This window comes from Thalassotalea sp. PLHSN55 (assembly GCF_052030545.1).
Taxonomy (GTDB): domain Bacteria; phylum Pseudomonadota; class Gammaproteobacteria; order Enterobacterales; family Alteromonadaceae; genus CANMXU01.
Window position 1 is genome coordinate 1 of the sequence record NZ_JBPDIH010000018.1, and the last position, 13,776, is coordinate 13,776.

The 13,776-nt window shown below is 40.9% G+C and carries 11 protein-coding genes; 4 read left to right on the plus strand and 7 right to left on the minus strand.

Features of this window, described 5'->3' with window-relative positions:
- Nucleotides 1–202: 202 nt before the first annotated feature.
- Entirely contained in the window at nt 203–967 is a 765-nt protein-coding gene (gene fkpA, locus ACRRSQ_RS20330; protein WP_440877609.1) for an FKBP-type peptidyl-prolyl cis-trans isomerase, read from the minus strand.
- Nucleotides 968–1,258: 291 nt separating this feature from the next.
- Here fkpA and ACRRSQ_RS20335 point away from each other — a divergent pair, with 291 nt between their 5' ends.
- Entirely contained in the window at nt 1,259–2,254 is a 996-nt protein-coding gene (locus ACRRSQ_RS20335) for a WD40 repeat domain-containing protein (RefSeq protein WP_440877610.1), read from the plus strand.
- Nucleotides 2,236–2,475 (plus strand): SlyX family protein, encoded by a 240-nt coding sequence (locus ACRRSQ_RS20340; protein ID WP_440877611.1) that lies wholly within the window; start codon nt 2,236–2,238, stop codon nt 2,473–2,475. The genes ACRRSQ_RS20335 and ACRRSQ_RS20340 overlap by 19 nt, the downstream gene beginning before the upstream one ends.
- Before the next feature lie 81 nt (nt 2,476–2,556).
- Here ACRRSQ_RS20340 and ACRRSQ_RS20345 read toward each other — a convergent pair whose 3' ends face one another.
- On the minus strand, nt 2,557–2,751 hold the full coding sequence (locus ACRRSQ_RS20345; RefSeq protein ID WP_440877612.1) for a YheV family putative zinc ribbon protein: 195 nt from the start codon (nt 2,749–2,751) through the stop codon (nt 2,557–2,559).
- 101 nt (nt 2,752–2,852) lie between these two features.
- Between ACRRSQ_RS20345 and ACRRSQ_RS20350 the strand changes: the two genes are divergently transcribed.
- A complete protein-coding gene (locus ACRRSQ_RS20350; RefSeq protein ID WP_440877613.1) occupies nt 2,853–4,763 on the plus strand; it encodes an ATP-binding cassette domain-containing protein in 1,911 nt (636 codons plus the stop codon).
- Between the two features lie 311 nt (nt 4,764–5,074).
- Here the strand turns inward: ACRRSQ_RS20350 and ACRRSQ_RS20355 are convergent, their stop codons facing one another.
- A complete protein-coding gene (locus ACRRSQ_RS20355; protein ID WP_440877614.1) occupies nt 5,075–5,962 on the minus strand; it encodes a LysR family transcriptional regulator in 888 nt (295 codons plus the stop codon).
- Between the two features lie 145 nt (nt 5,963–6,107).
- On the opposite strand from ACRRSQ_RS20355, the gene ACRRSQ_RS20360 reads away from it, so the two are divergent.
- Entirely contained in the window at nt 6,108–7,298 is a 1,191-nt protein-coding gene (locus ACRRSQ_RS20360; protein ID WP_440877615.1) for an MFS transporter, read from the plus strand.
- A gap of 128 nt (nt 7,299–7,426) precedes the next feature.
- On the opposite strand, the gene ACRRSQ_RS20365 is transcribed toward ACRRSQ_RS20360, so the two are convergent.
- The 4 genes from ACRRSQ_RS20365 to ACRRSQ_RS20380 form a co-directional block, all read right to left on the minus strand.
- Entirely contained in the window at nt 7,427–8,533 is a 1,107-nt protein-coding gene (locus ACRRSQ_RS20365; RefSeq protein WP_440877616.1) for a porin, read from the minus strand.
- Nucleotides 8,534–8,802: 269 nt separating this feature from the next.
- Nucleotides 8,803–11,856, minus strand: coding sequence for an efflux RND transporter permease subunit (locus tag ACRRSQ_RS20370; protein ID WP_440877617.1), 3,054 nt, complete (start codon nt 11,854–11,856; stop codon nt 8,803–8,805).
- A gap of 15 nt (nt 11,857–11,871) precedes the next feature.
- Complete coding sequence (locus ACRRSQ_RS20375; RefSeq protein WP_440877618.1) at nt 11,872–12,960, minus strand: efflux RND transporter periplasmic adaptor subunit; 1,089 nt, start codon at nt 12,958–12,960, stop codon at nt 11,872–11,874.
- A gap of 720 nt (nt 12,961–13,680) precedes the next feature.
- On the minus strand, nt 13,681–13,776 hold a 96-nt coding region (locus ACRRSQ_RS20380; protein WP_440877608.1), incomplete at its 5' end, for a hypothetical protein.

Here is a 13,776-nt window from a genome sequence, read left to right on the forward strand (position 1 = left end):
ATGCCTTCAAGTTAGTGCCGCGATCAGAAAGCGTTTAAATTGGACTAAATTCATACCACAAAGATCAACACGCTCTAGTTAACCCGTTTTATTTAACCTATATTCATTAATCAGTTTTATTTGGCTAATAAAAAATGCCGTTACTGGCAACAGTAACGGCATTTCTAATTTCTAATTTCTAACGTTAACTAAGTGGTTAAACTTACTTATCGCCTACTTCAGCTGGTGCTTGTGGCTGCTGAATGTCTAATAATTCAATTTCAAATTCTAAAACTGAGTTACCAGGAATACGTGGTGGATTACCTGCTGGGCCGTAAGCTAAATCTGAAGGGATAGTAAACTTGTACTTAGAACCTACAGACATTAACTGTACACCTTCAGTCCAACCAGCAATTACGCGGTTTAATGGGAAAACTGCAGGTTGGTTACGGCTGTAAGAACTATCAAATTCTTCACCGTTTAAGAACGTACCTTTGTAATGTACAGTTACAGTGTCGGTCGCTACTGGTTTAGCACCTTCACCTTCTGTTAATACTTGGTACTGAATACCAGATTCAGTGACTTGAACGCCTTCTTTCTTAGCATTTTCTTCTAAGAATTTTTGACCTTCTGCTAAGCTCGCTTCAGCTTCAACAGCTGCTTGCTCTTGTTGCTTAGCTTGCATAGTTTGATCTAACGACGCTAATACTGACTGTACTTCTTCTTTAGTCATTACTGAATTGCCGTCGATGCTTTCAATAAAGCCACGAACAATTAGGTCTTGCTCAAGTGATAAACCTAATTTAGCTTGCTCTTCAAGGTTACGTTCCATGTACATACCAATTGATGCACCTAAACCGTATGCTTGTTTTTGAACTTCAGTTTCTAGTGCTACTGGTGCTTTAACTTCTTCTTTTTTAACTTCTTCTTGACAGCCAAATACCGATACTAGGGCAATAGCCACTAAAGTTGGTTTTAAAAATTTCATTCATTTCTCCATAAATACAAACCCGTAGGAGAAAATCCACAAGTTGTCTTTAATCATCAGTTGAAAGTTAGTGAGATACTATGTCGCTATTGCTCATCAATTATTATGAGCACGAATTGTTAACAACATCAGTACAATATACTGGCATCACAGAATACTGATTCCAAAATAAATTGCAACCGCCGTTCTGTAAAGTTTTTGAAATTAAATGTGTCCTCATCTGTTACTCGCAATCTTATGTGGCTTAGGTATATACTAAATGTACGACTTCTAAGAAAAAAGTACCTTATTGTGCGTGTTGGAAAATCGACATTTTTGACCCTGTTTGCCGTTGCAAGTTTGTTGCTTTTAAGCGCATGCCAACCTAGTGGTCAACAACCTTTACAAAAATGGCAACACGCCATTGAAGGAGCTTACGCCGCCGATATTGCTAACGACGGCAAACTTAGCGCCAGCTCGTCAATTCATCATGGCATTAGTTTGTGGGATCTTGAAAAAAACGCCTTATTGTTTCAATGGAGCCAACAACAAGACAGTGCTGATAATCTAGTGCTTGCTATAGATATCGCCGACAATAATTCACATGTATTAACCGCAAGTCGTGAAAATTTTGCTTTATGGAATGCAACCTCTGGTCAGTCTGAAGGTTACTGGCGAGTGCGTGAATCGAGTATTCGTGATATTGCCGTTGCCAACGATGGTCGTTTTATTTTAATTGGTAAAGGCAATGGTACTGTGGTGCATGTGACGCCAGCCACGGGAAGACGCTTGGAATTTTTAGGCCATAGTGAAAAAATAAATTCGGTAGATATGCTACCAAATGGACGCATCGCCTTATCTGGTGGTAATGATTTTGTCGCCTATTTATGGGATACACAATCAGGGCAAGTTATTTACCGTTTTAATCACCCAAGCCGAGTGACCAAAGTCGCCTTAGATCACCACGGGCGTTATGCTTTTACCGCAGACAGTAAAAAACAAGCCCATATTTGGGATCTAAAAACCGGCAAACTCGTCAGTAGCTTAAAATATACCAATCGCCAAGAAGTGTTTAGTTCAGTGCAATTTTCGAAAGATGGCCAGTTACTTGTTACTGGCGCGCCAACACGTAAGGTTAGTGTTTGGGATATTAGCTCAGGCGAACGCCGCTCAAGTTTTCGTGTCAGCCCAAGAGATGACATTCGACCTGCTGGTGCGGTTGTGTATAGCGTTGCTTTTCGCGATAATAGCCACATACTTACCCAAAGCTCGTCAGGATATGCTGAATTATGGCAGATAAACCAATAACCCAATCGCTTAGTGAAATAGAGCAACATATTGAAGCATTAGAGTCGAGAAATGCCTTTCAAGACGATGTTATCGAGCAGCTCAACCATGAGCTTGCTATTCATCAAGCACAAATATCTGAATTGAAAACCCAATTAAAATTGGTAGCAGAGCGCATTAAAGACCATAATCCACTAGAAGGTGGTAAAGCTGAACAAGAGCCGCCGCCACCGCACTATTAGCCTAAAGCAGCTATTAAAAAAACCAACTAAGCCTTAATTACCACCCGAATTTCTGCAAAGCAAGAAGACTTAGTTAAAAGTCTATTCTTGCTTAAAGACACCGATCACTTGTTCATGCTGACGTACCGCTTTATCAACATGCGCTTGTGGTTGCGACATTTGTTCACCGCAGCTAACACAGGTAACTTTTTCGACATCATTTTCTTTGGTTAATGCCATGGTATCCATCGCCTGACATTTTGGGCACACCGCGCCTGCTATAAATCGCTTTTTCACATTAATTCTTCATTTCATTCGTATCTGGGCGTATTTTACCTTGAATAACCCCCTATGGAAAAGCGACAATAGCGCCTTTACACATTTAATGAGATTTCCCTTTGATATCTGCCACTGATTTAAGCTTAGACCGCGGCGCAAAAAACCTGATCAGCGCATCAAGCTTTACTATTCATCCTAATCATAAAGTTGGCCTAGTTGGCGCAAACGGTTGTGGAAAATCCTCATTATTTGCAGCACTTTTACAAGACTTACAGCCTGATGCCGGCAGCATTACCTTACCGGCTAACTGGACAATTTCGACGGTAAAACAAGAAACGCCAGCGCTTGAGCAATCGGCGCTTGATTATGTCATGGATGGCGACAAAGAATTTCGCCAACTTGAAAAACAACTTGAACAAGCACGAGCCGAAGATAACGGTAACCAAGAAGCGATCATCATTAATAAAATTGACGCGATTGGCGGCTATAGCTTACCGGCACGCGCAGGTGAGTTATTGCATGGTTTAGGTTTTCTGCAAAGCCAATTAACTAATCCAGTCAAAGCGTTTTCCGGTGGTTGGCGTATGCGCTTAAACTTAGCCCAAGCCCTGATCAGCCGCGCTGATTTATTACTGCTTGATGAACCAACCAACCATTTAGATTTAGACGCGGTGATCTGGCTACAACGTTGGTTAAAACGCTTTGATGGTACCTTGGTACTGATTTCACATGATCGTGATTTTCTTGATGATGTCATTGGCCAAATTTTGCATATTGAACACCAACAAGCCAAGCTCTATAGCGGTAATTACACCGCCTTTGAACGCCAGCGCGCAGAACATTTGGCTCAGCAAGATGCACAATTTCAAAAGCAGCAAAAAGAAGTCGCGCACTTAACCTCGTTTGTTGATCGTTTTCGCGCCAAAGCCAGTAAAGCTAAGCAGGCACAAAGTCGCTTAAAGCGTTTACAGAAACTACCTGAACTTGCACCAGCACATGTCGACAGCCAATTCACTTTTAGTTTTGAAGCGCCAGAAAGCTTGCCTTATCCGCTTCTGGCACTAAAAGAAAGCCAATGTGGTTATAACCCAGAAACCATTATTTTAGATGAAGTTGGCTTAACATTAGTACCGGGCAGTCGTATAGGCTTACTCGGTAGAAACGGCGCGGGGAAATCAACCCTCATTAAATCACTCGCCGGCGAACTTGCCTTGCAAGCGGGTGAGCGCTACTGCGCACAAGAGTTAAAAATCGGTTATTTTTCTCAGCACCAATTAGAGCAACTGCATTTTTCTAGCAGCCCTGCTGAGCATATTTTGCGCGCCAAACCTGAGCTCGGCGAACCGCAAGCACGTACTTTTTTAGGACGTTTTGGTTTTAGTGGCGACCAAGCACTAGAGCCAGTTGGCAATATGTCGGGTGGTGAAAAAGCGCGTTTAGTATTAGCACTTATTGTATTAGAAAAACCGCAATTATTATTACTCGATGAACCGACTAACCACCTTGATTTAGAAATGCGTCAAGCCTTAGTACTTGCCCTGCAAGACTTTGAAGGAGCCATTATTCTCATTGCCCATGACCGCTACTTATTAGAGTCATGTGTTGACGAGTTTTTCTTAGTGGCTAACGGCCAAGTGCAAGAATTTAACGGCGACATTGACGATTATCAGCAATGGTTAAACGACGATAAAAAATTTACCGCGCAAAGTGCAAAATCAAGTTCCTCTAGCAGCGAGCCAACGGTAGATAAAAAACAGCAACGCCGCGAACAAGCCGAGCTTCGTAAAAAAGCCTCACCGCTGCGCAAACAAGCAGACAAACTAGAAAAGCAAATGCACAAGTGGCAAAGTGAGTTAGAGCAAGTTGAAACTACTTTGGGCGATAGCGAAATTTACCAAGCTGAGCACAAAGCTAAACTGACCGAGCTATTAAAAGTGCAAGCAAAACTTAAAGGCGATATTGAAGAAGTTGAAATGCAATGGCTTGAGCTTGAAGAGCAAATTGAAGAGATTATGACAGCCGCCAGCTAGAGCCATGAGAGAGCTAAAGTAAGAGCTAAAGTAATAACCAAGGTTAGGAGCTGTTGAACTTTCGAGGTTAAATTTTGTTCAACGTAAACGCTTTTTGTTCAAGGTGTGAACAACACAGCATGGTTGCTCCATGTAAGTTGTAAACAACGATGAAGCAATAGCGTTTAGTTGAACCCCAAAGGCTGCGTTTCTAGGCATTTATACTGCATTATTGCGCTTTCAGGTGGAATAACCACATAGCAATCGCAATGCTTTGTCTAAATACCGATAAACTGCAGCAAAAATAAACACGAAAGATCAACAGCCCCTAGTTATAATGTTAACCTTGGTTTGATAAAGTCGACAAATGCTGTAACTCGTTCCGAGACAGCCGAAGACTGATAATAAACCGCATTCACTAACTCCCTATCGGTACCTTTTATTCGATATGCATCGAGCAGTGTCATCAGTTTGCCTGTCGCAATATCCTTGTTGATCATAAAGCCAGACAAGCAAGCTATTCCATTTCCCGATAAGGCCAGTTGCCGAATGGTTTCGCCATTACTTGCGGTTATTGAAGGGGTTATTATCTCTAAACCTCTGACCGGCCATTTATTCAGTGCTTTGATATTTGAAAAACCCAATAAACTGTAATTATTCAGCTCAGTCGGACTTTTAGGTAAACCATTTTGGGCAATATATTCAGGCGAGGCAACAATATAAAGTTCGCTTTTGCCTAACGCTTTGGCATGTAAGCTTGAATCTTCAAGCCTACCAATTCTTATTGCCACATCGGTACGTTTTTCAATTAAATCAACAAACCCTTCTGAAGAATTAAGTTCAACATCAATATTCGGATATAGCTGATTAAACTCACTGATATGAGGGGCTAACTGATGAAAGATAAAAGGGCTAGCCGCGTCAATACGTAGTTTTCCCGCAGGGCTTTTTCCTTGAGCAGCAATAGCCGCCTCGGCATGTTGAATATGCGTTAAGCCAACACTAACCGCTTCAATAAATTTTTTTCCTTCCTCGGTCAGCATTATTCGTCTGGTGGTGCGAATTAAAATTGATGTGCCCAGCGCTTTTTCAATTTTGTTTACTGAACGCGAGATACGTGCAACTTGAATGTTAAGTGCATCAGCAGCGGCAGAAAAACCGCCAAACTCAATCACCGCTAATAACAGCTCTAAATCATCTGATCTGGTTTTTAAATTCAAATTAACCTCATTTTTAACAATAGTATTTTGTAAATAGCACTATTTATTACAAAAGTTTAGCAGTTAATAATGACGCCAACAAATAGAAGTAGCGGTTTATTTAAACCACTTAACTTCATCCTTTAAATAATTTTTGGAGATGATGATGCCACTCGCATTACTTGCTTTAGCGCTGAGCGCTTTTGCCATAGGAACAACTGAATTTGTCATTGTTGGGTTACTGCCAACGATGGCACAAGATCTACAAGTATCAATACCGTCAGCAGGTTTACTGGTAAGCCTTTATGCCTTAGGCGTCGCTATCGGTGCTCCCGTATTGACCGCCTTGACCAGCCAATGGAATCGAAAAAAGGTTTTGTTATCGGTCATGGGGTTATTTGTCATTGGCAACTTGGTTGCTTGGCAAGCTCCAAGCTTTGAAGCACTTATTGTCGCCAGAATACTAACAGGTTTAGCTCACGGGGTATTTTTTTCTATCGGTTCAACCATTGCAACCGGCTTAGTGCCTAAAGAAAAAGGCGCAAGTGCAATTGCGATAATGTTCACCGGACTAACCGTTGCTTTAGTAACAGGTGTTCCTTTGGGTACCTATATTGGCCAAGAGTTTGGCTGGGAAGCAACGTTTTTAACGGTTTCAATTTTAGGTTTAATGGCCATGCTTGGTAGCGCTATTTTAGTACCTAATAACTTAAAACAAGCAAAACCCACTCGCCTAGCTACGCAGTTGAAAGTGTTAACTCACCCGCGGTTGCTGTTAGTTTACGCCATTACCGCTATTGGCTATGGAGGCACATTTATCGTGTTTACTTATCTTGCCCCTATTCTTAATGAAGTTAGTGGTTTTGAAGCTAGCGCTGTAGGTTTAATACTGCTTGTCTATGGCGTGTCTGTGGCTGTTGGTAATATTTGGGGCGGAAAAATGGCCGACAGCTTAGGCCCGATTAAAGCATTAACTATTATTTTTTCAGGCCTAGCAGCGATATTAATGATGTTAAGTTTTACGGCTTATAACCCTGTAACAGCAGTAATGACAATTTTAGTTTGGGGGGCATTTGCTTTTGGTAATGTCCCTGGCTTGCAAGTTTATGTGGTTAAGCTAGCTGAAAAATATACCCCAGATGCTGTCGATGTTGCATCAGGCCTTAACATCGCCGCTTTTAATGTTGGAATTGCAATAGGCGCTTGGGCAGGCGGATTGATAGTTGAAACGCATGGTTTAATGAATACGCCAGCTGTAGGTGCCATCGTCGTATTAGCTGCATTAGTATTAACCCGTTACAGCGGAGTGCTTGATAAAAATAGTCAAACAGGCGCAGTATCACAGAGCCGCTGTTAAAGTGTATATTTCATTCAACCAGCTGTTAATAATCATTATTTAACATAAGTGCGATCAAGTAAAAAACGGGAAGTGCTTAACGCCACTTCCCGTTTAAATTTTAGCTAGTTTTATGATTTAGCTTAATATTACCAATAAGCACGAAATGCAACCGATACACCTAATGCATCGTAATCACCAACCACACCATCTTCATCGTTCATAATGGTGTACTGCATCCCCATTTGTAGCTTGAACTTATCTTTATTGTAATACCAGTTTGCCCCGGCATACAGCTCGTCGTACTTGTCGCCACGCTCTGCTGAAATGTCATTATCATAACGGCCTAAACGAATACCATTGGCGCCGTCACTGTCGATGTGAGTATAACGCAATACCCAAGTTGTTTTTTCAGTTTGACGGTAAGAAGGCATGATCACTACGCCCCATAAATCGCTTTGCTCAAAAGAGCCTTTACCGTAAGCCACTTCTGCCGCTAAGTCGAACTTACCTTTTGACATATGAGAGTATAAACTGGCAACGTTTGAAAAATCACGGGTATTGGCGTCTTCATGTTCATCGTTGTAGATATAATCAAAAGTGACTTTGCTTTTATCAAACAGCTCAGTTTTACCAAAGTTTTTGGTCACAGACGCATTGGCAAAGTAGCTTGCTTCCGTAACCCCAATTTCATCAGAGCCATCGGTTGAATAAATGCCGGTTTTGTAGTTCCAGTTATTCGCAGTACTGCCTTTTAAGGCAACACCAGTAAAGTACTCAGCGGTGAACCATAAGTTATTGGATATGTTGTTACGCTGCGGCGTTAGTAGACGTTTTGAAGAAGTATTGCCGTCCATGGTAAAACCAACACCTTGCTTTAATAAGGTCAGTTTTGCGCTGTCACTAAAGCGCCAGTCTACTTTGGCATCGGTAATACGGTTATAAAACTCACCAAATTCATTGTTTAAGTTAAAGTCGCCTTCAAAGGTTGAAGTAAATGCGCCATATTTACCTTTAAAACCAAAACGTAAACGACGAAACGACACCTCTTCATGGTTACCTTGGTTGCCGTCAAACCATACTGAGTCCATATGCAAACGACCAGAGTAACTTAGGTAGTTACCGTCTTCGTCTTTATCAATAATTTTGGCGTAATCCCAAGTATCTTCCCATTGGAATTCTTCCGCCAAAGTAGTGTTTGCTGAAATAGCCGCTAAAACTACGCTGCCAATTAATACTAATTTACTAAACTTCATAAAATGTTCTTACCTTTAGGTGGCTTTTAGGCCAATACAACATTATTAACTTTTATGAGTAGTAACGATTAAAATGAACAAAGTAACTACCCGCTTAATTCAATGCGCGCAGTGTAGATTTTCTATATTTCAGTTTTATGACAGTTAGTACGTACGTACAATTAGTTACAGTAAAGCCTTTTTACAAGCGGTGATGTAACTAAAATGTATATTACTAAGATTGGGTATAGAGGGCAGTTTTATCCACTGCCCTCTAGTTAAGAGGCTATTTAGGATGGTGTGAAAACAATTTTCTCTCTGCGCTCGGCTAACCAGAGATAAAAAATAGGTAGTACGACTAATGTAAAAATTGTTCCAATTAACATACCGGCAACGAGGATGATGCCGATACTATTTCGTGCTTCTGCCCCTGCCCCTGTAACAAATACCAAAGGTAAATGACCAAAAACCGTCGCTGCTGTCGTCATCATAATTGGGCGTAATCGGGTAGTCGCCGCTTCTGTTATCGCTTGCAGCTTACTACAACCTTGCTCTTGCACATGATTAGCAAACTCAACGATCAAAATACCATTTTTGGCAATTAGCCCCACTAAGGTGATTAACCCTATTTGCGAATAAATATTGATAGTGGTTAATTCAATAAAAGGTAGTAGCAGCGCACCAGATAATGCCAACGGCACACAACCAAGTAATACCACTAGCGGGTCTCTAAAGCTGTTAAATTGAATCGCCAATATAAAAAACACAATGAGCAGTGACACTAATAAAACGCTCATTAAGGTATTACCTTCTTTGCGTATTTGTCGAGACTCACCTGCATAGTCTAACCGGTAACCTTGCGGCAATAGCTCGTTAGCTTGGTTTTCCATAAAAGCTAGAGCATCTTCTTTAGTAACGCCAGGTAAAACACCGCCATAGATTTTTATTGAGTTTTGCTGACTGAAGGTTGATAGTTTTCGCGGACCGGTGATCCATTTAATTTTGGCAAAGCTTGAAACCGGCACAAAATCACCATTAGGTGTTTTCACCGTTAACGACAAGATATCTTCCGGATTAGATCTTACTTTGTTATTAACCATAGGGATCACTTGATAGGCTTTGCCATTGGCATCGTAACGATTAACATAATTACTCGATAAAAATACGCTTAATTGCTGATTAATTTCCGCAAAAGATAAACCAAGGTCGGCAATTTTAGTGCGATCAATAGATAGCTCTATTTGTGGCAAGTCTATTTTTAGATCAGAGTCGGCAAACAAAAACATGCCACTGGCAAATGCTGCTTGTACAAGTTGATCGGCATAAGGTTTCATTGCTTCATAACTTTCAGGCGACTTAAGTACAACTTCAACATCAAACTGACCTGCGGTTGGTAACGACGGCGCCAAAATAGGCAAGGAATCTAATCCTGAGTTGGCGGATAAATTCATATACACTTGCGGCACAACCGAGCTAACAGGATAGTCGCGTTCGGAAGGTTTAACAAAACCTAAGCCGCCAAACCCGCCACTTTGAAATAATACCGCCCACATGTCAGTCGTATCATCGATGGTTAATAATTGCTTGGTCATTTTTTCATTATGGCGTTCGTTATAGGCAAGCGACGACTGCGGTGGTGACTGTATTATGATGATAATCTGACTTTGGTCTTCAATTGGCGCAAGCTCTTTTGCCGAAAACAAATAAAATGGCACCATTAATAAGGTAAAAACCACCGCAACAATTGCGACCTGCGCTTTAACTTGAAATACGTAGCCAAGCAGTTTTTCATAAGCTAATTGTATGCGCATAAAAACGCTATTCACTTGTTTAGTCATACTGCCTTCTTCACCATCTTTAGGTGAAATATAGGCGCTCATTACCGGTGATAAGGTTAATGCAACAATCCCTGAAAAAATCACCGCAATTGCCAGAGAAAAAGCAAATTCTTTAAAGAGCATGCCGGTTAATCCTGACAAAAAGCCAATCGGTGAATAAACCGCAGCAAGTGTTAACGTCATCGAAATAATCGGCACTAACAATTGTCTTGAACTTTGCAAGGCGGCTTGTGTTTTACTCATACCTTGACGCATATAACGAGCAACGTTTTCAACCACGACAATTGCGTCGTCAACGACAAGTCCAACGGATAAAACTATCGCTAACACTGTGAGTAAATTAAGTGAAAAGCCCATCATCGACATGGCACTAATTGCGCCAAGAATTGAAATAGGAATGGTCACAAGTGGCACCATAGCGCTACGAAATGAGCCCATTAGTATTAAAACGACTAAACCAACGATTAATACCGTTTCAAGTAAGGTAATAATAATTTCTTTTAACGCGTCGCGCATATAAAGCGTGCCATCGTAGGCAAATTCAATTTCCATACCTGCTGGCAAACTCGCGTTAATTTCATCTACCGATTGATATAACGCATCACCAATACTAATTTCATTGGCACCCGGCAGTGGCCAAACCGAAATATAAACTGTGTTCCTTAAATCAATGCGCGCAGTAACGTTGGCCTCTTCAGCGCCTAATTCGATGTCTGCAATGTCTTCTAAGTAAACAATTTGCCCGCCTGTTTTCTTGATAACAAGTTGCTTAAACTCTGCTAGTGTCGACAGTTGCGAGTTAGTTACGATATCAATTCGCTCTTGGCTATTATCACTGTAACCTAAGGTGGCAATGGTATTGTTACGTTGTAGGGCTTGAAAGACTTCGTTAGTACTTAAATTAAATGCTGCAACTTTATCTGGGTGCAGGTTTATTCGCATCGCAGGTGTTCGCCCTCCTTCGAGCTGTACTCGTTGCACACCTTCGATATTGCTCATTACCGGTAAGACTTGGCGAGTTAAATAGTCACTCACTTTTGACGCTTCATAATCAGCAGAGTTAACATTTAAGTAAAATGCAGCAAAGGTTCTATCAGTTCGCACCACAGAGACACTTGGATCTTGAGCTCCTGCAGGTAATTCATAGCGTATTTGACTTAATTTAGTGTTTATCTCGGCTAAAGCTTCAGTGCTGCTGTGATTTAGCTTTAACCAAACAGTCACTTTTGAACTTCCCGCAGTAGTGACTGAGTCTACATAATCAACCCCGGGAATGGTTGAGGCCACACGCTCAATCGGATCGGTGATAAAACCTTTCACGGTTTTTGCTGACGCCCCAACATAGTAAGTATCAATCACTAAAGATGAGCTTTCCATCTGAGGAAATTGGATCACAGGAATGCCGGTGGCAGACCATAAACCCGAAATACAAATGACTAATGACAGTACAATTGACAGTACTGGACGACGAACAAATATGTCCATCACATTTGCTTTAAACTTCATGTCATGAGCCATCAGTTATTTTTCACCCTTAGCAATCGAGTTAATGGTAACTTTTGCGCCATCACGCAGTTTAAATGCGCCAGTAGTTGCTATTTTATCACCTTCCACTAAGCCAGAACTTAGAACGACTTTGTTTTGACTTTTTTGCCATACGTTAACCGCAGTGCGCTTAGCACGATAAAAGTTATCCGACTCAGCCGTTAAGATAAAAACGTACTCGCCAAGATGGTCTTGTGTTAATGCAAGGTCAGGGATAACAATGCGTTGTTCGATTTGTTTCACAGGTACTGTCACTTTTACCAGGGTATGAGGTTTAAGCGACAGTTGGGCCAGTGATACTTTTGCGCGATAAACTAAATGGCGAGTTTGCGCAGCCAGAATAGGGTTGATTGCAATCACTTCAGCCGGTACTGATTGTTTACCATCAATTGTCGATATTTGCACCTTGCTGCCAACACTTACCTCTTCGTAATTTTGTGGTAAAGCAAACTCTAACCATATAAATTCATTTAAACCGATAAGGTCAACTAACGTAGTATTACCGTCAAGGTATTGCCCTTCACTTAGGTTGTGAATACCCACATAGGCATCAAACGGGGCACGTATCACCTTTTTGTCGATCACAGACTCTAGCTGCATCACTTCAGACTTAGCAATTGCAACATCAGCCTTGGCACGATCGACTAGTTCTTCACTAATTTCCTTAGAGTCAGCTAACTTTTGATAACGAGCAAAAGTTTGCTCTGCTAATACTCGCTTAGCTTTTGCTGCAAGCAAATTTGCTTGTTCACTGGCAATATCTTGTGTGACTAAAATATCACCTTTTTTAACGACACTACCGGCAACTAGTGCCAATTTTGTGATCTGGCCTGAAAGCTGATTTTTAAGGCTGACTTCTTGTACCGCTTTTATTTCGCCATTGACCTGTACCGTATTTTGAAATGCAGTTAACTGCACATCGATAGCTTCAATTGTAGAAACCGGCTCATATTGCGGCCCTTGCTCCACTTCTGCCGGAAAAAGAAGATTTAACTTCACTTGAAATACGGCAATAAGGATAAGTGCGATAAGTATTAGAGTAAATAGCCACGATTTAATGTTCATTAATGATAGATCCGTTATTCAGTCAATTAAGCGTCATTGCCTGATGAAATTTTATTAGGTGATATAAACGCATATAGATAGCATCATCTCGATAAAGTAGACAGAATTTTCGCTAAAAAAATTGCAATAACTTATGTCGAAATTTTTATTTAACACCAAGAAAGCTTAGGTTATTTTTACCTGACCTGCATGGGTAGCTAAAAAACGCACTTTCTTATTAATGTATTTGACCAAAAAAGATTATTAAGAAACTACGTATCATCACATTTCCTAAGCATAACTACACCTAACCAATTAAAAGCCAACATTTCTGCTAAAAAATATACACTCAAAACTAAGACAAAAAAAAGGCCGCTTACGCGACCTTCTTTAAGGATTAGATGTTAATCTACATCAGGAATTAGTCCATGCCTTTTTTTAGGCATAGCGAAACAACACCAACAGCTAACCCAAGCATACACTCAAATCTCGACAGAACTTACAGGCACAAATTACAGACACAAAAAAGGCCGCTTGCGCGACCTTTTTAAGGATTAGATGTTAATCTACATAAGGAGTTAGTCCATGCCTTCTTTTAGGTATAGCGATACAACACCAGCACCAAAACCAAAACCAAAACCAAAACCAAACAAACATTCCAAACTCAAACTCAAATTACAGGTACAAAAAAGGCCGCTTGCGCGACCTTTTTAAGGATTAGATGTTAATCTAAATCAGGAATTAGTCCATGATTTTAGAAACAACACCAGCACCTACAGTACGGCCACCTTCACGGATAGCGAAGCGTAAACCTTCGTCCATCGCTACTGGGTTGAT